Genomic DNA, 21819 nt, shown 5'->3' on the forward strand with positions numbered 1-21819 from the left:
TTGTGCGGCGCAGCGAGCCATGATTACAATGCGGCAGAACAGGATTTCACACGTGCCACACACCATTCGCATTGCTGACCGCAGGAGCGCCGCCAAGGCGGTAGCGCTGTCGCAGGCGCATGAGGCTCAGATGGCCCTGAACACCCTTATTCTCGCTGTATCGATCGTCCTGCTCCTCGGAGCGGTGTGGATGCACGCAACCTGACTTAAGCCAGACTCAGGATCGCCCGCAGCCACCCGCTCCCGAAAGGAAGCGGGTTTTTTGTTGCGCGCGGTCCGGACACCGCCGGAACCGACCACGCCCATGACGCAAGATTTTACCTCAGACGGCCGACCCCCGAACGCGAGAAGTCGCGCGGTCACGGCTGGCCCCAGCCGCGCCGCCGCCCGCAGCTATCTGCGCGCGGCCGGGATGCAGGATGCCGATTTCGACAAGCCGATGATCGCCATCGTCAACACCTGGTCGTCGGTCACGCCCTGCAACATGCATCTGGACCGGCTGGCGAAGGACGTGCGCGCGGGCATCATCGCGGCGGGCGGCTACCCGGTCGACTTCAACACCATCGTGGTGACCGATGGCATCTCCATGGGCACCGAGGGGATGAAGGCCTCGCTGATCTCAAGAGAGGTCGTCGCCGACAGCATCGAACTGGCCGTCGAGGGCCATCAGCTGGACGGGGTCATCTGCATCGTCGGCTGCGACAAGACTATCCCGGCGGCGGCCATGGCTCTGGCGCGGATGGATATCCCCGGCCTGGTCTACTACGGAGGCACCATCATGCCGGGCCGGCTGGGCGGCGGTGATATCTCGATCCAGCAGGTTTTCGAGGCGATCGGAGCCCATGGCGCAGGCACGATCGACGACGATCAGCTGAAGACGGTCGAGGCCGCGGCCTGCCCCGGCGCGGGAGCCTGTGGCGGTCAGTTCACGGCCAACACCATGGCCATGGCCCTGTCGGTCATGGGTCTGTCGCCCATGGGGGCCAATGACGTGCCCGCCGTCGATCCGGCCAAGGGGGCGGAGGGTGAACGCTGCGGTCGCCTGATCGTCGAACGGGTCTTCGCGGGAGACACCGCCCGCAAATATATCACCCGCGCCAGCCTGAAGAATGCCGCCATCGCAGTCTCGGCTTCGGGCGGATCGACCAATGCGGTCATGCACCTGACCGCCATCGCCGCCGAGGCGGGGATCGATTTCGGCATAGAGGACTGCCATCAGGCCTGCGTCGAGGCCCCCGTCATCTGCGACCTGAAGCCGGGCGGTCGCTTCCTGGCCTCGCACCTGTTTGCGGCGGGCGGCACGCGGCTGGTCACCCAGCGGATGGCCACGGCCGGCAAGATCGTGAACACCCCCACCGTCAGCGGCCGCAGCCTGTTTGCAGAAGCCGCCGAGGCCGAGGAAGCGCCCGGCCAGCAGGTCGTCACGACCTTTGACGCCCCGGTCATGGCGCGCGGCAGCTATGCCGTCATCTATGGCGACATCGCTCCCGAGGGCGCCGTCATCAAGCTGACCGGCCACAAGGTCGACCGGTTCGAAGGCCCCGCCTGTGTCTTTGACAGCGAGGAAGATGCCTTCCACGCGGTCCAGGACGGTGCGGTCGGCGAGGGCGACGTCATCGTCATCCGCTACGAAGGGCCGCGCGGCGGCCCCGGCATGCGCGAGATGCTGCAGGTCACGGCGGCGCTGAAGGGCCGGGGCATCCACGATGTCGCCCTGATCACCGACGGACGCTTTTCCGGCGCCAGCTATGGCTTCGTCGCCGGCCATGTATCGCCCGAAGCGGCGGTCGGTGGCCCCATCGCCTTGATCCGCGATGGTGACCGTATCGCCATCGACGTCACCAACCGCCGGATCGACGTCGACGCCGATCTGGTGGCGCGCCGGGCGGACTACGCCCCCCCACCGCTGCGCCCGGTCCGCGGTGTCTTCGCCAAGTACCGCGCCAGCGTGGCCTCCGCCGCGCAAGGGGCCGTCACCATTCCCACCCCGCCCGCCGCTCAGGTTCGGGCCGACTTCAAAGCTCACGAGGACGCCTGACATGGCCATCACCATCTATACCGACGATGACATTCGCCCCGGCGCCATTGCGGGCCAGCGCATCGCCATCATCGGCTATGGCTCTCAAGGTCGCGCCCATGCCCAGAACCTGAAGGACAGCGGCCACGACGTGGTTGCGGGCGTCCGACACGGCGGCAAGGGCTGGAAGAACGCCACCGCAGACGGCATCGCCACCGCCGAGCCCGCCGAGGCGGTCAGGGGCGCGGACATCATCGCCATCCTGACGCCCGACATGGCCCAGGCCGAGGTCTACCGCGAGGTCATCGAGCCCAACGCCAAACAGGGCGCGGCCATCCTGTTCGCCCACGGCTTTTCGATCATCTATGGCCGGATCACGCCGCGCGAGGACATGGACGTCATCCTGGTCGCGCCCAAGGGGCCGGGCGATCTGGTCCGCCGCGAGTATCAGCGCGGACGCGGCGTTCCCAGCCTGTTCGCCATCGAGAAGGACGCGACCGGCAAGGCCCGTGATCGCGCCATGGGCTATGCCAAGGGGAACGGCGGCGCGACCGGCGGCCTGCTGGAAACCACCTTCCGCGAGGAGACCGAGACCGACCTGTTCGGCGAACAGGCCGTCCTGTGCGGCGGTGCCAAGGAGCTGGTGATGAGCGGGTTCAACACCCTGGTCGAGGCCGGCTACCAGCCTGAGATCGCCTACTTCGAATGCATGCACGAACTGAAGCTGATCGTGGACCTGTTCTACGAAGGCGGCATCACCAAGATGAACGAATTCATCTCCGAAACGGCCAAATGGGGCTCGGTCAAGTCCGGCCCGCGCGTCATCACCGACGAGACCCGCGCCCGCATGAAGACGGTGCTGGACGAGATCCAGTCGGGCCAGTTCGCCCGCGAATGGATCGCCGAAAACGACGCCGGCAAGCCCCGCTACGACGCTTGGGTCAAGGCCGATGGCGAGCAACCGATCGAGATCACCGGGGCAAAGCTGCGCGAGCGGATGGCCTGGCTGCACACGCCCAAATCCGAGGCCGCCTGAGACCATGACCGCTGCTGCCGCCATGACCATCGCCCCCGACGCCGCCGCCCCGCGCAGCGGTGCTCGCCTGCTGATCTCCACCCTGGAGCGGCTGGGGGTGGAGGTCGTGTTCGGCTATCCGGGCGGAGCGATCATGCCGGTTTATGACGCCCTGACCGGATCACGTCTGCGCCACATCCTGGTGCGGCACGAACAGGCCGCCGCCTTTGCCGCCGATGCCTATGCGCGGCGCAGCGGACGGGTCGGGGTGTGTCTGGCGACCTCCGGTCCCGGCGCGACCAATCTGATCACCGGCATCGCCAATGCCATGATGGATTCCATCCCCGTCGTCTGCATCACCGGCAATGTGCCCCAGGGCGTCATGGGCACCGATGCGTTTCAGGAGATCGACATCCTGGGCGTCACCCTTCCGATCGTGAAACACTCCATCCTGGTGCGCGACCCGGCCGACGTGCCCGCCGCCATCGAGGAAGCCTTCCACATCGCCGCCTCGGGCCGTCCCGGTCCGGTGCTGGTCGACCTGCCCAAGGACGTCCAGGTCGGCACGACGACCCAGGACTTCGGCTTCCCCTATCCCAATACGGTCGCCACGACGGATCATGACGCCATCGCCCGCGCCGCCGAGACCATCCGCCAGGCCGAGCGCCCGCTGATCTACGTTGGCGGCGGGGTCAAGATCGGGCGGGCCGTCGAGGAGCTGCGCGCCTTTACCGAGGCGACGGGCATCCCGTCTGTCTCGACCCTGAATGCCCTGGGCACCATTCCGACCAACGCGCCGGGAGCCTTGGGCATGCTGGGCATGCACGGCACGCGCGGGGCAAACGAAGCCGTGCAGGAGGCCGATCTGCTGATCGTCTTCGGCGCACGGTTCGATGATCGCGCCACCGGCAAGCTGGCCGAGTTCGCGCCCCATGCGCGCGTCGTTCACTTCGACATCGACGCTTCCGAGATCGGCAAGCTGCGCCGGACCGAGGTCGCCGTCGCGGGTGAACTGCCCGCCGGGATCGCCGCCCTAACGGACCATCTGGCCCAGACCCCGCTAAGGATCGACCCGTGGATGATGCGCTGCTCGGCACGCGCCGCCCGGACCGCTTTCCGCTATGACGCGCCGGGCGACGGCGTCTATGCCCCGGCCCTGCTGAAGGCCATTTCCGAAGCCGCCGGTGACGACTTCGTCGCCGCCTGCGACGTCGGCCAGCATCAGATGTGGGCCGCCCAGCACTGTCGCTTTGCCAAGCCCGAGGCGCATCTGACGTCGGGCGGTCTGGGGGCCATGGGCTTCGGCCTGCCCGCCGGGATCGGGGCCAAGCTGGCCGATCCGGATGCGACCGTGGTCGTGGTCGCGGGCGACGGCGGCTTCATGATGAACATCCAGGAACTGGCCACCCTGCGCCGCTATGGCATCCCGGTGAAGGTGCTGCTGCTGGACAACAGCTCGCTGGGCCTGGTCCGCCAGTGGCAGGAGCTGTTCTTTGAGCAGAACTATTCCGAGGTCGACCTGTCCGACAATCCGGACTTCGTGAAGGTCGCCGAAGCCTTTGGCGTCGAGGCTTTCCGAATTAGCCGGCGCGAGGAGGTCCAGGCCGGGATCGCCCGCTTGCTGGCCGCCGACGGCCCCTGCCTCGCGCATGTGATCATCGACCCCGGGGAGAATGTGTGGCCGCTGGTCCCGCCCGGAAAGAACAACGCCGAAATGATGGAAGGCGCCTGACATGACTGCTGATACTCTGCACCTGCATATCGACCGCGCCGACGGCTCGCTCCAGCGCCTGATCGGCCTGGTAGAGCGTCGCGGCTTTCACATCGACGGCCTGTCGCTGAGCGAGGACGGGTCGGGACGCCGGGTCGAGATGGCCGTGCGTGGCCGCGACGCTGCCCGCTGCACCCAGACCCTGGGCCGCCAGATCGACAAACTGTTCGGCGTCACCCGCATGCCCGTTCCCTCTCATCCAGCGGCCTTTGTACCGGAGAGGGTTGTATGAGCCGGATCGCGAAAGCCGTCGCCGCCGATCCGAACCGGGTCATCGTCTTCGACACCACCCTGAGAGACGGGGAACAGGCCCCTGGATTTTCCATGTCGCCCGACGACAAGGTGCGTATGGCCCAGGTGCTGGCGGACCTGCGCGTCGATGTTATCGAAGCCGGCTTCGCCGCCGCGTCGCCCGGCGACGAAGAAGGCGTGCGCCGCGTTGTCGGCGAGGTCGGGCGCGATGCCGAAGGGCCGGTCTTCTGCTCACTGGCGCGTGCCAGTGAGGCCGACATCGATGCCGCCTGGCGAGGGCTGCGCGCGACGCAAGAGCGCCGGGTCCACCTCTTCTTGGGCTCCAGCCCGATCCATCGCGCCGCCAAGCTGAAGATGACGACGGACCAGGTTCTGGAGACCGCCGATCGGGCCGTCCGCTATGCCCGCACCCGCTTCGACGATGTGGAGTTCAGCCCCGAGGACGCGATCCGTACCGAGCCGGAATTCCTGGCCGAGATCTGCGAGGTCGCCGCGGCCGCCGGGGCTACGACCCTGAACATCCCCGACACCGTCGGCTATGCGACGCCGACTGAAATCGGCGACCTGTTCCTCACTCTGATCGCCAGGGTCCGGGTGAGGTTTCCGCAGGTGGTGTTCTCGGCCCACTGCCATGACGACCTGGGCCTGGCCGTCGCCAACACCCTGTCCGCCGTGGAAGCGGGGGCGCGCCAGGTCGAGGGGGCGATCAACGGCATCGGCGAGCGGGCCGGCAATGCCTCGGTCGAGGAGATCATCATGGCCATCCGCACCCGCGCGGACCGCTATGGCCTGCATACCGCCGCTGACAGCACCCAGCTGGTGCGGGCCAGCCGGATGCTGAGCGAGATCACCCACACGCCGACGCCGCGCAACAAGGCCATCGTCGGCATAAACGCCTTCGCCCACGAAGCCGGCATCCACCAGCACGGCATGATGGCCGATGCCCGCACCTATGAGATCATGCGGCCCCAGGACGTCGGGTTTGACGGCACTTCCTTTGTGCTGGGCAAGCATTCGGGTCGCCATGCGGTGGCCAAGCGGGCGGCGGCCCTGGGCCACTCGGTCGAGGGGCAGCACCTGCTGGATGCCTTCGCCGGCTTCAAGCATCGCGCGGACCAGATCGGCGAGATCGACGACCGCGAACTGCTGGCCATCATCGAGGCGACCCGTCCGTTCGCCACCGGGGAGCGCACCCATGTCGCGGCCTAGCACCCTGTTCGACAAGGTCTGGGACCGGCACGTCGTGGCCGCCGAAACGGACGACACCCCGGCGGTCCTGTATGTCGATCTGCATCTGGTTCACGAAGTCACCAGCCCCCAGGCCTTTGCCGAGATCGAGAGCCGGGGTCTGAAGGTGCGCCGTCCCGACCGGACCTTTGCAACGCTGGATCACTCCACCCCGACCCTGCCCGCAGGGCCGGATGGCGAGCGGCCGTATGATACGCCGGCGTCCAAGGCCCAGGTCCAGACGCTGGAGGACAACTGTGCCCGACACGGCGTATCGCTGGCCGGGTGGGACAGCGCCGACCGGGGTGTCGTCCATGTCATGGGGCCGGAGCTGGGTCTGACCCAGCCGGGCATGACGGTCGTCTGTGGCGACAGCCATACGGCCACGCACGGAGCCTTCGGAACCCTGGCGTTCGGCATCGGGACGTCCGAGGTCGGCCATGTGCTGGCGACCCAGTGCCTGTTGCAGCGCAAGGCCAAGGCCATGCGGGTGACGGTCGATGGACGGTTGCAGCCGGGCGTGTCGGGCAAGGACGTGGCCTTGGCCATGATCGCGCGTCTGGGCTTTGGCGGCGGCACCGGCTTCGTCATCGAATATGCCGGCGAGGCCATCCGCTCGCTGGACATGGAAGGGCGGATGACCGTCTGCAACATGTCGATCGAGGCCGGAGCGCGGGCCGGAATGATCGCACCCGACGCCACCACCGTCGCCTGGCTGCAGGGGCGCAAACATGTACCGCAGGGTGACGCCTTCGGGCGGGCCGCGGCGGACTGGCTGACGCTGAAGTCGGATGCCGGTGCGGTGTTCGATGCAGAGGTCCGGATCGACGGAAGCGCGATCCGGCCCATGGCGACCTGGGGCACGACGCCCGATGCGGGTTCGCCCATTGGCGAAGTCGTGCCCGTGCCGCATGACGCCTCGGGCGAGAAGGCCCTGGCCTATATGGGCTTCACCGCCGGAGCGGCGACGACCGCCTATCCGGTCGACGTGGTTTTCATTGGCAGTTGCACCAACGGCCGTCTGCCCGACCTGCGTGCCGCCGCCGAGGTGCTGCGCGGGCGCAAGGTCAAGCCGGGCCTGCGGGTTCTGGTCGTGCCGGGATCGGAGGCCGTGCGGCGCGATGCGGAGGCGGAAGGGCTGGACCGGGTCTTCATCGACGCCGGGGCCGAATGGCGCATTCCGGGCTGTTCCATGTGCCTGGCCATGAACGGCGACCGGGTCGCGCCCGGCCAGTTGGCCGTGTCCACCTCCAACCGCAATTTCGAAGGCCGCCAGGGGCCGGGGGCCCGCACCATCCTGGCCAGCCCGGCGACGGCGGCGGCGACGGCCATCACGGGCGTGCTGACGGACCCGCGGGTGTTCATGGCGGAGGGTACCTCCCTCAAGCAGGCGAGCGCCGCGCGCGAGACGGTAGGGGTCCAAAATGCCTGAGCCTCTGAAAACCCTGACGTCCAAAGCCGTGGTCCTGTCGCAGTCGAACATAGACACCGACCAGATCATTCCCGGACGGTTCCTCAGCACCACCACCCGCGAGGGTCTGGGGGCCCAGGCCTTCTATGACTGGCGCTACGAAGCTGACGGCAAGCCGAAGCCAGAGGCCGTGCTGAACCGGATCGATCCGACCGAGCACCGCATCCTTCTGGCCGGCCGGAATTTCGCCTGTGGCTCGTCGCGCGAGCATGCGCCCTGGGCACTGTTGGACTACGGCTTTCGGGCCGTGGTCTCGACCGAGATCGCCGACATCTTCACCTCCAACGCCCTGAAGAACGGCCTGCTGCCCATCGTCGTCGATCAGGCGACCTGGGACGATCTGGCCGCCCATGCGGAACAGCCCATCACCGTCGACCTGGAATCCTCCACGATCCGGCGCGGCAATGCACAGCCTGTCACCTTCGAGGTGGAACGGTTCGCGCGACGCTGCCTGCTGGACGGGGTCGACACCCTGGGCTGGCTGCAAGGCCAACTGCCCGCCATCGAAGCCTTTGAACACCGAACGGAAACCGTCTGATGCCCCATGCCAAATCCTTCGACATCGTTGTCCTGCCCGGTGACGGCGTGGGCCCGGAAGTCACGGCCGCCGCCACCGACGTGCTGCGGGTCATCGGCGATTTCTATGGTCACACCTTCCGCTTTCACGAGCATCTGATCGGCGGCGCGGCCATCGATGCCACGGGCGATCCTCTGCCGCCAGAAACCGTCGAGGCCTGCAAGGCGTCCGACGCCGTCTTGCTGGGCGCCGTCGGTGGACCGCAATGGGACGGTGGCAAGCGCCGGCCAGAAGAAGGCCTGCTGGGTCTGCGCAAGGCTCTGGGCCTGTTCGCCAACCTGCGGCCATTGCAGGTCTCGCCCGTGCTGGCCCATCGCTCTCCGCTGAAAAAGGAGATCGTCGAGGGCGTGGACCTGATCGTGTTCCGGGAACTGACCGGCGGCATCTATTTCGGGGAGAAGACCCGGACCGCCGACCGCGCCACGGACCTGTGCGAATATACGGTACCCGAGATCGAGCGTGTCGCCCGTGCCGCCTTCCAGACCGCCCAGCAGCGTCGCGGCAAGGTTACCTCGGTCGACAAGGCCAATGTCATGGAAACCAGCCGCCTGTGGCGCGAGGTCGTGACCCGCATCCATGCCGACGAATTCCCCCGCGTCGAGCTGGAACATGCCCTGGTCGACTCCATGGCCATGCACCTGATCCGCAAGCCGCGTGAGTACGACGTCATCCTGACCGAGAACATGTTCGGCGACATCCTGTCGGACGAGATCTCGGTGCTGGGCGGCTCCATCGGCCTGTTGCCGTCGGCGTCGCTGGGGTCGGGCGGACCGGGCCTGTTCGAGCCGATCCACGGCTCGGCCCCCGACATCGCCGGTCAGGACAAGGCCAATCCCGTGGGTACCATCCTGTCGGCCGCCCTGCTGCTGCGCCACAGCCTGGGGCTGGAGGACGAGGCCAGCTCAATCGAGGCCGCTGTCGCCGCCGTCGTTTCGGCCGGGGCTGTCACCGCCGACCTGGGCGGGACACTGGGCACGCGGGCGGCGGGCGAGGCCGTGATCGACGGCATCCGCGCCATCCACTGGGCCGCCGCCCACCGCGTCCAGATGCACTGGGCGTGATCTTGAGGCTTGACGGATGGCCCGTTTGTCCGTCAGCCTGCCTTTGAACCCAACGCGTGATCGCTGTGATCCAGACTGTCGCCCTTTCCGTCTCGCCGATGGCCGCCCCTCGCGGCGGCGCAGACGTGCGCGGCATTTCGACCGGTATGACCATGACCACCACGCCCACGGCGGGGACAGGTTAGCGCGCACCGATACGACAGGAACGCACAAACCCAACCCCGCCCGGACCCCCGGGCGGGGTTTTTCATGTCCCCCTCCCCTCTTCATCGCCTCTCTAGAAAGACCCCGCCATGTCAGACCTCGCCGTGCTCGAAAGACCCAAGCCCGACAGCCTCCACGCCGCCGCCGCGTCGCCCCAGATTGTCGTCATGAAGTTCGGCAGCTCGGTGCTCGTCTCGCCCGCCGATGCGCCCAAGGTCGCCTCCGACATCTATGCTGAGGTCCGTAGAGGTCGGCGCGTAGTGGCGGTCGTCTCGGCCTTTGCCGGAGAGACGGACCGTCTTCTGGCCGAAGCCCGTGCCCTGGGTCTGGTGCACGACAACTCCATTCTGCCGTCCTATGTCGTGCAGGGCGAGGAGCGATCCGCCGCCCTGGTGGCCCTGGCCTGCGACCGCGTAGGCTTGGGAGCCCAGACCCTGACCGTGCGCGAACTGGGTCTGGTGGCGCACGGTGACAGCGAACACGCCCGGCCGATCCGTTTCGATCCCGCCCCCCTGCGGCGCGCGCTGGAGCAGCACGAGGTCGTCGTCGTGCCGGGCTATGGGGCCCTGTCGCCCGAGGGCAAGGTCGTCCTGCTGGGCCGAGGCGGCTCGGACTTGTCGGCCCTGTTCCTGGCCGCCGAGCTGGGCCTGTCCAGCGTGCAACTGGTGAAGGATGTCGATGGGCTATACGACCGCGATCCCAACACCAACATCGATGCGCGCCGCTACGACTATGCCGGCTGGGCCGAGGCCAAGGCCCTGGGCGGCGGTCTGGTGCAGCCGGATGCCCTCGACCTGGCCCAGGCGCGAAACCTGAACGTCGAGGTGCGCAACTATCTGGACGGTCATCGCACCGTTATCGGCGCACGCAGCGTCCCGCCTCGCGTCGCCCTGCCCCATCGCCCCCTGCGTGTCGCCGTCGCGGGCTGCGGTGTCGTCGGCGGCGGTACCCTGGCCCGACTGCTGGAGGATCCGCGCATCGATGTCGTCGGCGTTCTGGTGCGCAATCCGGCCAAACCGCGCGACGTGCCCGGAGCCTCGCCGCGGCATATCCGCCCGCTGCTGGTCTCTGAACCTGCCGCCCTGATGGCGCGGGATCCGGATATCGTGCTGGAAGCCCTGTCGGAGGCAGATGCGGGCCACGCGGTGATCCGCGCCGCCCTGGAGCGCGGCATCGATGTCGCCAGCGCCAACAAACAGGCCGTCAGCCGCGACCCCGCAGGTCTGCTGGCTCTGGCTGAAGAGAATGGGGCACGGCTGCTGTGGTCCGCCTCCATCGGCGGTGGCGTGCCGATGGTGGAGACGCTAAGGGCCGCGCGCGCCGGGGCGCCGATCGCCGCCTTCGAGGCCGTGCTGAACGGCACCGTCAACTTCATGCTGGAACGCATCGGTGATGGAGCCTCGTTTGACACGGCCTTGGCGGAGGCCCGCGCCGCCGGCTTTGCCGAAGAAGACCCTTCGGCCGATCTGGAAGGACTGGACGCCGCCGCCAAGGTTCGTCTGCTGGCCTTCGAAGCCTTTGGACGCATGCCGGATCAGGTCGAAATCCCGCGTGATGTCCTGAGCGCCGACCAGCCCGCCGCGCCGGGCGCACGTCAGCTCTGTCGCTGTCGGCTGGAAGAGGGCAAGCTGATCGCAGAGGTGCGTCTGGTCGCCGGTCCGATGGACGCCCTGTTCGCCACGCTGAAGGGAGAGGGCAACGCCTTGAAGGTCATTCGCCAAGATGGATCGGTCGTGCGCTGCAAGGGACGCGGGGCCGGACGATGGGCCACGGCCGAAAGCCTGCTGGCCGATCTGTCGGAGCTGGCGGCCCATCGCGCCGGTGAGCGCATCGCCGGACACGCCTGACCCGTGGCGGTGTTCACCCCCGTCGAAGCCGCCGAGGCCGAGCCCTTCATTCGTCGCTTCGGCGCGGGCGGGCTTCGCGAGCTGACGCCTATCGCCGAGGGAATCCAGAACACCAACTATCGTGTCGAGACCGATCGTGGGCGCTTCGTCCTGACCCTGTTCGAGGCCCGGACGGAGGTCGCATCCCTGCCCTTCTGCCTGGACCTGACCAACCATCTGGCGACTAAGGGTTTGCCGACCGCGCGGCCGCTACGGGATGCCGATGGTCGGAGCCTAGGCCAACTGAACGACCGTCCGGCCGCCCTTCTGCAATGGCTGGAAGGAGCGTGGAAACGCGACCCGTCACTGGCGGACCATGCGGCTGCCGGCGTAATGCTGGCCCACCTTCACCTCGCAGCCAAAGATTTCAGGGCTGAGCGACCTGATCCCGTCGGGCCAGCGGCGCGGCGGACCCTGTTCGACGCCTGCGCGCTTGGGTCGACCAGCGCCGACCGCGCCATTCTCGACCGTTGCGCGCCCTGGGTCGAGGCGGAGCCGGGCCGCGACCTGCCCCGGGGAGCGATCCATGCCGACTATTTCCCGGACAACGTCCTGTTCCAGGGCGACGCCATCAGCGGGGTGATCGACTTCTATTACGCCTGCACCGACGCTCTGGCCTATGACCTGGCCATCGCCCTGTCGGCCTGGGGGTTCGACGCGGAGGGGGTCGCCATACCCTCCGCGCTGGAAGCGTTTCAGGCGGGATATGAAAGCCTGCGTCCGCTCAGTCCTGCCGAGCGTCGTACCCTGCCCGCGCTGGGAGCCGTCGCCGCGACGCGCTTCACCCTGACCCGCCTGCACGACCGGCTGTACCACGACCCATCGGCCCTGGTGACGCCCAAGGATCCGGCCCCTTTCGTGCGGCGACTGGACTGGTGGACGCGAATGCCGGTCGCGGCCTGAGCGTCAGGTGATGGCCGCGCGGACCGAAGCCAGGTCTGCATTGACCGTCTCGAAGCGCTCGGCGCGGCCTTCCAGACCCTGAAGCTGCTGCGGGCGCTCCGGCTCAATGCCGATGGCGGCGCGTACCGCCTCGGGAAACTTTGCCGGATGCGCCGTCGCCAGTGCGACGACGGGACCGTCGCGGCGGTTCAGACGGCGGGCGACGGTCAGGGCGACCGCCGTGTGCGGGCAGATGACGCGGCCCGTCTCGCGGTGCGTGCGAGAGATCTCCTCGGCCGTCTCCGCCTCTGTGACCGCGACCGCCGACACCTCGCGGCGCAGGGCTCCGAGCAGGTCGTCCGGAAGCCGGACACGCCCATGCCGGGCGAAGTCCTCGAACAGGCCGCGTGTCAGATCGGCGTCGCGGCCCGAGGCTTCGAACACCAGACGCTCGAAGTTGGAGGGGGCCTGGACGTCCATGCTGACGCTGGCGGTCGGGGTGGCCGTGGTGCGCTCATAGACGCCGGTGCCCAGCGCGCGGACCAGGGCGTCGTTGCGGTTGGTGGCGGCGACCAGACCGTCCATCGGCACCCCCATCCGCTGAGCGCCCCAGCCCGCGAAGGTGTCGCCGAAATTGCCGGTCGGCACCACATAGGTCGCCCGCGCGGCCGCATCGCCCAGCGCCCGCGCCGCGGTCACATAGTAGGGAATCTGACCCGCCAGCCGCGCCCAGTTGATCGAGTTGACGGAGCTGAGCCGCCGTCCGTCACGCAGGCCCTCGTCGGCCAGCAGAGCCTTCACCAGCCGCTGGCAGTCGTCAAAGTCACCGCGTACCGCCAGATTGCGGACATTGTCCGCGCCCGTGGTCGTCATCTGCAGACGCTGAATGGCTGAGACGCGGTCGAGCGGGTGCAGGATCACCAGTTCGATACCCTCGATGCCCGCGAATGCACGCGCCGCCGCCGCGCCGGTATCGCCACTGGTCGCCGTGATCAGCAGCAGCCTCTGTCCGCTCTGCTTCAGCGCCGCCTCGGCCAGCACAGCCGCCATCTGCATGGCGTAGTCCTTGAACGCCGCCGTCGGGCCGTGGAACAGCTCCAGCATGTGCAGATTGGGGCCGATCTGAACCAGGGGCGTCACCTCCGGCTCCAGAAACCCCTCCGTCAGCCGCCAGGTCGCGCGGGTCAGCGCCTCGTCAGGCAAAGCATCGCCCACGAAGGGACGCAGCACGGCATGGGCCACCTCGCGCGCCGAATGCGCCGTCATCGCCTCGGGAGCCAGGGCGGGCCAGCGGCTGGGCACATAGAGACCGCCGTCGGGCGCCACGCCACGCAACAAGGCCTCGGCGAAGTCTACGGCAGGGCTCTGGCCCCGGGTGCTGATGTAGATCGATGCGGCGGCGGGCATGGGCGGTCCGAAGGTTGATCGGATCATCCAACAGGTCGCCTTGCCGCGACGCAACAGGAACCGTGCGTCAGGCCCCCGCTTTCGCCGCCGGGCGGGCGCGGCAGGCCTCCAGCCAGCGGGCCAGATGGGTGAACTCTTCCGGCGGGCGGTATTTGACCAGGCGGGCGAAATCCAGACCGACCACGGCGACGATGTCGGCGATGGTGAAGCGGTCCAGGCTTATGAACTCGCGGTCCGCCAGATGCCGGTCCAACGTCTTCATGAACCGCTCGGCTGACAGCTTGTTGTAGTCCGCGACCTGAGGCTGCTGATGCGACTCGATGGCCGCCAGCGCCGGATGGGTCAGCCGCACGTTGAGCATGATCGGATTGGCCAGATAGAATTCGCACCGTCGGGTCCACATCTCGACGATGGCCTGCTCGCGCGCGTCACGACCGAACAGGTTAGGCTCTGGATAGAGCGCCTCCAGATAGCGGCCGATGGCGACGGATTCGGAGATGGTCGTGCCATCGTCCAGCGTCAGGGACGGGACATGGGGCACACCCACGCGGGCGCGGTATTCGGGTGTCTTGTGCGCGCCGACCATGATGTCGACCTCGACCAGTTCGACGTCCTCTATGCCCTTCTCGGCCATGACCCAGCGGACGCGGCGCGGGTTGGGGGCGCGGTGAGAGGTGTAGAGCTTCATCGATACGGTCTCCGGTTCAGCCGAATATGGCGGTGGGCATGGCTCCGACAACCGCCGCCGTCATCAATGTGGTCAGGAAGCCCGCGAATAGCCCTTTCCAGACCAGGCCGAGAACCTCCTCGCGGCGCTCCGGCATCAGCACCGACAAGCCGGTCACGGTGATGCCCACCGAGCCGATATTGGCGAAACCGCATAGCGCATAGGTCAGCAGCATCCGCGTCCGCTCGCTCATCTCCGCCACCGGAACCTTGCCCAGTTCGATGAAGGCGACGAACTCGGTCAGGGTCAGTTTTACACCCAGCAGCCAGCCCGCCTTGCCCGCCTCGGACCCATCGACCCCGATCAGCCAGGCGACCGGCATGAACAACCAGCCGAGCAACCTTTCGACCGTCACCGGGGCATCGAACAGCCAGACGCCGCCGATCATGATGTTGACCAGCGCGACCAGGGCCACGAACACGATCAGCACCGCCGAGATATTCAGCACCACCATCAGGCCGTCGGCCGTGCCCTTGACGATGGCGTCGATGGCGCTGTCGTATTTCAGGGCCGAGCCATAATCCGCGACCTCGCCGCCCTGCCCCGGCGTCTCCGGGATCATGATGCGCGCCAGCAGGATGCCGGCCGGTGCCGACACGATGGAGGCGACCAGCACATGGCCCGCCGCATTCGGCAGGACGGGGGCCAGGATGGAGGCATAGGCCACCATGGTCGAACCCGCGACGGTGCCCAGGCCGACAACCATCATCAGGAACAGCTCCGACCGGGTCAGCTTGTCCAGATAGGCGCGGATGACGATGGGGCTCTCGATCATGCCCAGGAAGATGTTGGCCGCGACGGCCAGTGCCGAAGCCCCGCCCAGACCCATGGTCCGCTGAAACAGGAAGCCGAAGCCGAGCGTGATCCACTTCAGGATACGCCAGTGCCACAGCAGCGCCGACAGGGCCGAAATGACCAGGATCAGCGGCAGGACGTTGAAGGCGAAGGTGAATAGCCCCTGCTGATTGGTCACCGCATAGGGCTGGTCGCCGCCGGCCAGATAACCGAACACGAACTGGGTCCCGCGCGCCGTGGCCCGGGCCAGTCCGTCGACGGCACCCGTAATGGCCGCCAGCACAGTCTGCGAACCCGGAATGGCGAACAGGGCCAGGATCAGCGCCGCCTGAACCGCGATGGCCCCCAACGCCAGCCGCCACGGAAAACGCTTGCGGTTCTCCGACAGGCCCCAGCACGCCCCCACGATGACGACGAGACCTAGCAGGCTCTGAAGGTTCAGCAGGCTGAACATGATGCGTGATCTTCCCCACCCCGGCCCCGCCGGTCCCTGACATCGCTTGAACGCCGCCGATGAAGCTCTGACAAGAGGCGAAGTGAGAGTCCGTGCGAGTGACTCTACTTTCTCTCACATTGAACTTTTGCGAGGGACCGTTGATCGACACAGACTGGCACGCGAGCACGTCAGAGCCGGTCGTAGTCTGTTTGCCGAGCTACCCACCCCGATGATCCGTCACGTCCGCCCCGAAGACGGCATTCTTTCGCATGACCGGCTGGAGCAGGCCGTAGATCAGACGGGGCTCGGCTGCGCTGACGGCGTCAAGTTCGGCGCGCTGTTCGGGTGACAGCCGGACCTGAAGGGCCGTCGCATTGTCGGTGACCTGGCTCGCGCGGCTGACGCCCATCAGGGTGGAGGTGACGCCTGGGCGACCGACGACCCAGGCCAGGGCGAGGCGGGCCGGGGTCTGACCCGTCTCCTCGGCCATGCGGCGCAGGACATCGACGATCTGCCAGTTGCGCTCGGTGAACAGGCTGTCGCCGAAGGGATTGGCACCGTCCAGCCGCTTGTCGTCCTCAGGCCGCGTCTCCTCGGAGGTGGCGGCGTCACGGGGCAGGCCACCGGTGCGTGGGCTACCGGCCTCGACCGTGGCGCGATCGTACTTGCCGGCCAGCAGGCCATAGGCCAGCGGGCTCCATGGCACGATGCCCAGGCCGAAGTCGCGGGCCAGAGGCACGTGCTCGTCCTCGATGTCGCGGTTGGCCAGGGAGTAGAAATACTGCAGCGCGATCGGACCGGGGAGGCCTCGCGTCGTCGCCAGCGTCGCCAGTTTGGCGACGAACCAGGCCGGGCTGTTGGACGTGCCCCAGTAGCGAATCTTGCCCGACCGGACCAAGCCCGCCATCGTTTCCAGCAACTCTTCCGCCGGGGTGACGCCATCCCAGACGTGCGCCCAGAACAGGTCGACATAGTCGCTACCCAGCCGCGCGAGCGAACCCTCCAGCGCGCGCGTCAGATGTTTCGCGCCATTGCCGCCTGCCAGCGGCCAGGCCCCGGTGTTGAACCCCGCCTTGGTGGCCACAACGATCTGATCACGCAGGCCGCGCTCGGCGATGAAGCGGCCCACCATCTCTTCGCTGCGACCGCCTGAATAGACGTCGGCAGTATCGACGAAGTTGCCGCCGGCATCGACGTAGGCATTGAACACCTCGCGCGAGACATCCTCGCCGGACCCCCATCGCGCAGTGCCGAAGGTCATGGTTCCGAGCGCCAGCGGGCTGACGACCAGGCCGGACCGTCCCAGGGTGCGATAGTCGGTGAAGGTCATGGCTTGGTTTCCTATCGATTGATATGAAACCCTTTGCGCGCCTTGCGGTCCGACGTCAATCGTTTCATACTGATCGTTATGGAAATGGAGTCGCACACGCAGCCGCGCCGGATCGGACGCCCGCCCTCGTTTGATCGCTCGGTCGCGTTGGAGCAGGCGATGCTGCTGTTCTGGAAGCACGGGTATGAGGCGACGTCGCTCAGTGATCTGACCCAGGCGATGGGCGTGACGGCACCCAGCATCTATTCCGCCTTCGGGAACAAGAAGGCGCTCTTTCTGGAGGCGGTCAGCCTGTATCTGTCCGGTGGATCGTCGCCGACCGCGATCATCGATGCCGCCCCCTCGGCGCGCGACGCCGCTCAGGTCCTGATGGAAGGCGCCGCCATTGCGTATACGGGCGAGAAGACGCCGCCGGGATGCATGCTGGCCACCTCGGCCATCAGCGTGTCCGCAGAGGCGGCGGATGTTCAGGCGCACCTTTCGGCCATCCGCAACGGCGTCGAGGCGCATCTGAGAGCGCGTATTCAGGCCGAGGTGGCCGACGGCACCCTGCCCCCGCATACAGATGCCGAAACCCTGGCGGCGCATACTACCGCCATCATTCAAGGCCTTTCGACCCTGGCGCGCGACGGGGTACCCCGCGAAAAGCTGCTGCGTATCACCCGGTCCGCCATGGCGGTCTGGCCCCAGGTCTGAGGACGGAGCCGTCTGGCATCAGACGCCCGCGTGAACGGCGTCCGCGGCCTGTTCGATCGCGGCCCATACGCGGCCCAGATCGGCCTCGTCGATACAGTAGGGCGGCATGACATAGACGGTGTCGCCCAGAGGCCGGATCAGCAGGTCACGCTCTCGGAAAAACTTCAGCAGCCACGGCCCCAGCCCGGACAGATAGCCACCGCGCGCGCCCTCGAAATCGACAGCCGCGATGGTGCCGAGGCGGCGGGCGTTGCTGAGTGCCGGGTGGGCGGACAGGCGGTCCAGATGCGTCTGCTGCGCCTGCCCTAGGGCCGCGACGCGATCCAGCACGGGTTCGTCGCGCCAGATGGCCAGGTTCTCGGCGGCGACGGCGCAGGCGATGGGATTGGCGGTATAGCTGGAGGAGTGGAAGAACATCTTCGCCCGATCGGTCGAGCGGTGCGCCTCGAAGATCGGGGCCGTGGCCAGGGTGGCGGCCAGCGGCAGCGCCCCGCCGGTCAGCCCCTTGGACAGGCACAGAATGTCGGGCGACACGCCCGCCTGTTCGCAGGCCAGCAGCGTGCCGGTGCGGCCCCAGCCGGTCATCACCTCGTCAGCGATGAACAGGACGCCGTGCCGCGCGCAGACATCGGCCAGGGCACGCAAGGTCTCTGCGGAATAGATCAGCATCCCGCCCGCGCCGAGGATCAGCGGCTCGACGACGAAGGCGGCGGGTTTCGCCTCCTGACGGCAGAAGGCTTCAAGCGCGTCGACACTGGCCTGTTCCGCTCCGGCCGTTGGGAACGGAATGGTCGCCACGTCGAACAGCAGGCGGGCATAGGCCTGGTTGAACACCCCGCGCTCGCCCACCGACATCGTGCCGATGGTGTCGCCGTGATAGCTGTGCTGCATCACCACGATGCGGTGGCGCGGCTGTCCGATATTGGCCCAGAACCCCAGAGCCATCTTCAGCGCCACCTCCACCGCCGTCGAGCCGCTGTCGGAGTAGAAGACGTGTTGCAGGGGCTCGGGCGTGATGTCGATCAGGCCGCGCGCCAGGGTTTCGGCCGGCTCATGGGTCCAGCCGGCGAAGATGATCTGATCGAATCGCTCGCTGGCCTTACGTATTGCGGCTTGCAGGCGCGGGTGGCTGTGGCCGTGGGTGATGACCCACCAGCTGGAGATCGCGTCGATCACGCGGCGACCGTCGGCGGTATGGATGGCCGCGCCCTCTGTCCGCACGACCTGAGGGATGGGTTCGTTCAGGCCATGCTGGGTGAAGGGATGCCAGACGGGGCTGCTCACTGGAAATCACCTTGGTCGAAACCGGCGGCGAAGGCGGTACGCAGGGTGTCCGGCGTCAGTGTGTCGAGCCACGGCAGACGCCCGAGGCGCCGGACTTGGCCGAAGCGAACGATGGCGGCCTCGGAACTGGCGTTAGCCTCGCCGATGAAGGCGATGCCGAGGACGGGCACGGCGCGTGCTCTCAGCGCCTCCAGCGTCAGCAGGCTGTGGTTGATGGTGCCGAGCGCGGTCGAGGCGCAGACGATGGTGGGGAGCTTCCAGCGCGCGAAGACATCGGCGAACAGGACATCATGGTTCAACGGCACCAGCGCGCCGCCCGCCCCCTCGATGACCAGGGGCCGGTCGCAGGTCGGCGGGGTCAGGGCGTCCGCATCGATTCGGATGCCCTCCAGATCGGCGGCGTGGTGCGGCGAGGCGGGTGTCTGCAACCGCCAGACTTCGGGCAGGATGCGGTCGGGGGCCAGACCGGTCAGGGCCGCCACCCGCTGCGCATCCGTTGCACCGTCGAGGCCCGCCTGCACGGGCTTCCAGTAACAGCCGTCCAGCGCCTGGGTCAGGGCGGCGGCGAAGACCGTCTTACCGATGTCTGTATTCGTGCCGGTAATGACGAAGCGGCTCATGCGGCCTCCAGCAGCGGTTCCAGCGCGGCGACCAGCGCTTGCACATCGGCGATATCCACGTTCAGCGTCAGCGATACCCGCAAGCGTGCGGTGCCGACAGGAACGGTCGGCGGGCGGATGCCGCGCACGTCGAAGTCTTGCGCCTGCAATGCGGCGGCGACCCGCATGGTGCGAGCGTCGTCGCTCAGGATGATCGGCACGATCTGGGACCCCGTGCCTTCCACGCCCAGGCGGTCTGCGAAGGCAGCCCCGGCATCGGCGATCAGGCCATGAAGCCGAGCACGCAGGGTGTCGTCCTGTATCAATCGCAGGGACGCCCGGCAGGCGGCGGCCATCAGGGGCGACGGCGCGGTCGAGAAGATGAAACCCCGCCCACGATTGATCAGGAAATCGACGACGGCCCGGTCGCCACAGACCAGCGCGCCCTCGCACCCCAGGGCCTTACCGCAGGTCCGCAGGGTGATGACGTTCGACCGTCCCTCAAGCCCCGCCGCCAGGCCGCGCCCGCCAGGTCCGAACACACCAGTCGCATGCGCCTCGTCAATCAGCAGAACCGCGTCATGGCGGTCGGCGATGACGACCAGAGCGTCCAGCGGCGCGCGGTCGCCGTCCATGGAGTACAGGCTCTCGACCGCGATCCAGACCTGCCCCTTGCCGCCCTTGGCGCGCCAGTCGGTGATGGCGGTTTCGATCGCCCCGGCGTCGTTATGCGCCGCCGAAACGGTCTCGGCCCGGCCCAGGCGCATGCCCTCATGGGCACTGGCATGGATCAGGGCGTCATGGACGACCAGATCGCCCCGCTGAGGCAGGGTCGCCAACAGCGCTGCATTGGCCGCGTAGCCGGACGAAAAATAGAGCGCCGCCTCGCTGCCGAACAAGGCGGCGGCCTCGGCCTCGAGCGCCTCATGCTCCGGATGGTTGCCGCGCAGCAGCCGCGAGCCACCAGAGCCGACCGGCACGCCGCGATCCAGCGCCTCGGCGACCGCCTGTCGCAACGCGGACGACCCCGCCAGCCCCAGATAGTCGTTAGAGGAAAAGTCGACGCCCGCACGCGCTCGCAAGCCGCGCAGGCGAGCGGCGGCTTCGAGCTCATCCAGATGAGCGCGGTGGGAAACGAACGGCTTCAACGCTGTGGTTGGGGTCTGATCTACTGCCTGCGGACCAGCCGGCCATAGTCTTCCATCAGGCCCAGGCTGAGGGCACCCGGCGTGAAGCGATACTCGCCGATCTCGCTGACGGGGGTCACTTCGGCGGCTGTGCCGGTCAGGAAGCATTCGCTGAAGGTCGACAGTTCCTCGGGCCGGATGTGGCGCACGATCACCTCGATCCCCTTGGCCCTGGCCATTTCGATGATGGTCTGGCGCGTGATGCCATCCAGGATCGCGTCGATGGGCGGGGTGTGCAGGACGCCGTCCTGGACGAAGAAGACGTTGGCTCCGGTCGCCTCGGCGACATAGCCGCGCCAGTCCAGCATCATGGCGTCCGAGAAGCCGCGCTTCTCCGCCGCCGTCTTGGACATGGTGCAGATCATGTACAGACCCGCCGCCTTGGCCGCCGAAGGGGCCGTGGCCGGGTCGGGGCGACGCCACTTGGCCCACTCCAGGCGGATGCCCTTGGCCTTGGTTTCGGGATCGAAATAGGAGGGCCACTCCCAGGCGGCGATGGCGAGATGCGGTTTCGAATTCTTGGCCGTGACGCTGACCTGTTCGGACCCCAGGAAGGCGACCGGGCGCACATAACAGTCGTCCAGACCCATCTTGGCGCAGGTTTCCTTGCAGGCGGCGTCGATCTCGGCCACGCTATACGGAAGGTCGAAGTCCAGCAGGTTTGCAGAACGCTTGAGGCGTTCGCTATGCGGGGTCAGCTTGAAGATTTCGCCCGCATACATACGCTCACCCTCGAAGACCGACGAGCCATAGTGAAGTGCATGGGTCAGAACGTGCGTTTTCGCGTCCCGCCAGGGCACGAAATGCCCGTCCATCCAGATCCAGCCGTCACGATCGTCGAAAGGAACGAAGGCCATTGAATAACGTCTCCCGTAGCGATGCTGGTTTTAGACCCGTCGAAAAGCCTCAGGTCAACGCCTGTCGGCATGGCGCGGGCGTATCCGCATGAGCGATTCGCGCAGCAGCGGCCGTTCCGGCCCGATCGCAGGCCCCGG

The 21819-nt window shown here is 67.6% G+C and carries 20 protein-coding genes; 12 read left to right on the forward strand and 8 right to left on the reverse strand.

The features are described from left to right. Positions 1–304 precede the first annotated feature (304 nt). The 11 genes from JHC81_RS05990 (at position 305) to JHC81_RS06040 (ending at position 12384) form a co-directional block, all read left to right on the forward strand. A complete protein-coding gene (locus JHC81_RS05990) occupies positions 305–2038 on the forward strand; it encodes a dihydroxy-acid dehydratase (protein ID WP_292172002.1) in 1734 nt (577 codons plus the stop codon). A 1-nt stretch (position 2039) separates the two neighbouring features. Then, positions 2040–3053 (forward strand): ketol-acid reductoisomerase, encoded by a 1014-nt coding sequence (gene ilvC / locus JHC81_RS05995; protein ID WP_292172003.1) that lies wholly within the window; start codon positions 2040–2042, stop codon positions 3051–3053. 4 nt (positions 3054–3057) lie between these two features. Further along, complete coding sequence (gene ilvG, locus JHC81_RS06000; protein ID WP_366465718.1) at positions 3058–4764, forward strand: acetolactate synthase 2 catalytic subunit; 1707 nt, start codon at positions 3058–3060, stop codon at positions 4762–4764. Position 4765: 1 nt separating this feature from the next. Continuing rightward, positions 4766–5035 (forward strand): ACT domain-containing protein, encoded by a 270-nt coding sequence (locus JHC81_RS06005; protein ID WP_292172006.1) that lies wholly within the window; start codon positions 4766–4768, stop codon positions 5033–5035. Continuing rightward, positions 5032–6264, forward strand: coding sequence for a 2-isopropylmalate synthase (locus JHC81_RS06010; RefSeq protein ID WP_292172008.1), 1233 nt, complete (start codon positions 5032–5034; stop codon positions 6262–6264). Before JHC81_RS06005 ends, JHC81_RS06010 begins: the two co-directional genes overlap by 4 nt. After that, positions 6251–7714, forward strand: a complete 1464-nt coding sequence (leuC, locus tag JHC81_RS06015) for a 3-isopropylmalate dehydratase large subunit (protein WP_292172011.1) — start codon at positions 6251–6253, stop codon at positions 7712–7714. Before JHC81_RS06010 ends, leuC begins: the two co-directional genes overlap by 14 nt. Next, a complete protein-coding gene (gene leuD, locus JHC81_RS06020) occupies positions 7707–8291 on the forward strand; it encodes a 3-isopropylmalate dehydratase small subunit (protein WP_292172013.1) in 585 nt (194 codons plus the stop codon). Before leuC ends, leuD begins: the two co-directional genes overlap by 8 nt. Further along, positions 8291–9391 (forward strand): 3-isopropylmalate dehydrogenase, encoded by a 1101-nt coding sequence (gene leuB, locus JHC81_RS06025; RefSeq protein WP_292172016.1) that lies wholly within the window; start codon positions 8291–8293, stop codon positions 9389–9391. Before leuD ends, leuB begins: the two co-directional genes overlap by 1 nt. A 56-nt stretch (positions 9392–9447) precedes the next feature. Continuing rightward, a complete protein-coding gene (locus JHC81_RS06030) occupies positions 9448–9576 on the forward strand; it encodes a hypothetical protein (protein ID WP_292172019.1) in 129 nt (42 codons plus the stop codon). 108 nt (positions 9577–9684) lie between these two features. After that, positions 9685–11442 carry a homoserine dehydrogenase gene (locus JHC81_RS06035; RefSeq protein WP_292172020.1) on the forward strand — a complete coding sequence of 586 codons (1758 nt, stop codon included), beginning with the start codon at positions 9685–9687 and terminating at the stop codon, positions 11440–11442. Between the two features lie 3 nt (positions 11443–11445). Then, on the forward strand, positions 11446–12384 hold the full coding sequence (locus tag JHC81_RS06040) for a homoserine kinase (protein ID WP_292172023.1): 939 nt from the start codon (positions 11446–11448) through the stop codon (positions 12382–12384). A 3-nt stretch (positions 12385–12387) separates the two neighbouring features. On the opposite strand, the gene thrC is transcribed toward JHC81_RS06040, so the two are convergent. The 4 genes from thrC to JHC81_RS06060 all read right to left on the reverse strand — a co-directional run bounded on the left by thrC (position 12388) and on the right by JHC81_RS06060 (position 17058). Beyond that, positions 12388–13797 (reverse strand): threonine synthase, encoded by a 1410-nt coding sequence (thrC, locus tag JHC81_RS06045; RefSeq protein ID WP_292172027.1) that lies wholly within the window; start codon positions 13795–13797, stop codon positions 12388–12390. A 40-nt stretch (positions 13798–13837) separates the two neighbouring features. Then, on the reverse strand, positions 13838–14458 hold the full coding sequence (locus tag JHC81_RS06050; protein WP_292172029.1) for a glutathione S-transferase: 621 nt from the start codon (positions 14456–14458) through the stop codon (positions 13838–13840). A gap of 16 nt (positions 14459–14474) precedes the next feature. Next, on the reverse strand, positions 14475–15746 hold the full coding sequence (locus JHC81_RS06055; RefSeq protein ID WP_292172032.1) for a nucleoside transporter C-terminal domain-containing protein: 1272 nt from the start codon (positions 15744–15746) through the stop codon (positions 14475–14477). Positions 15747–15945: 199 nt separating this feature from the next. Further along, entirely contained in the window at positions 15946–17058 is a 1113-nt protein-coding gene (locus JHC81_RS06060) for an aldo/keto reductase (protein WP_292172035.1), read from the reverse strand. A 159-nt stretch (positions 17059–17217) separates the two neighbouring features. Between JHC81_RS06060 and JHC81_RS06065 the strand changes: the two genes are divergently transcribed. Further along, on the forward strand, positions 17218–17754 hold the full coding sequence (locus tag JHC81_RS06065) for a TetR/AcrR family transcriptional regulator (RefSeq protein ID WP_292172038.1): 537 nt from the start codon (positions 17218–17220) through the stop codon (positions 17752–17754). Positions 17755–17772: 18 nt separating this feature from the next. Here JHC81_RS06065 and JHC81_RS06070 read toward each other — a convergent pair whose 3' ends face one another. Genes JHC81_RS06070 through JHC81_RS06085 form a run of 4 tightly spaced genes read right to left on the reverse strand, consistent with a single transcriptional unit; the run spans position 17773 to position 21681 of the window. Further along, complete coding sequence (locus tag JHC81_RS06070; protein WP_292172040.1) at positions 17773–19038, reverse strand: adenosylmethionine--8-amino-7-oxononanoate transaminase; 1266 nt, start codon at positions 19036–19038, stop codon at positions 17773–17775. Continuing rightward, positions 19035–19658, reverse strand: coding sequence for a dethiobiotin synthase (bioD, locus tag JHC81_RS06075; protein ID WP_292172043.1), 624 nt, complete (start codon positions 19656–19658; stop codon positions 19035–19037). Before bioD ends, JHC81_RS06070 begins: the two co-directional genes overlap by 4 nt. Beyond that, positions 19655–20785, reverse strand: coding sequence for an 8-amino-7-oxononanoate synthase (locus JHC81_RS06080; RefSeq protein WP_292172045.1), 1131 nt, complete (start codon positions 20783–20785; stop codon positions 19655–19657). Before JHC81_RS06080 ends, bioD begins: the two co-directional genes overlap by 4 nt. Positions 20786–20805: 20 nt before the next feature. Continuing rightward, positions 20806–21681, reverse strand: coding sequence for a branched-chain amino acid aminotransferase (locus JHC81_RS06085; protein WP_292172048.1), 876 nt, complete (start codon positions 21679–21681; stop codon positions 20806–20808). Positions 21682–21819: the final 138 nt, after the last annotated feature.

Origin of the sequence: Brevundimonas sp. (assembly GCF_016463295.1) — a bacterium.
In the GTDB taxonomy this organism is placed as follows: Bacteria; Pseudomonadota; Alphaproteobacteria; order Caulobacterales; family Caulobacteraceae; genus Brevundimonas.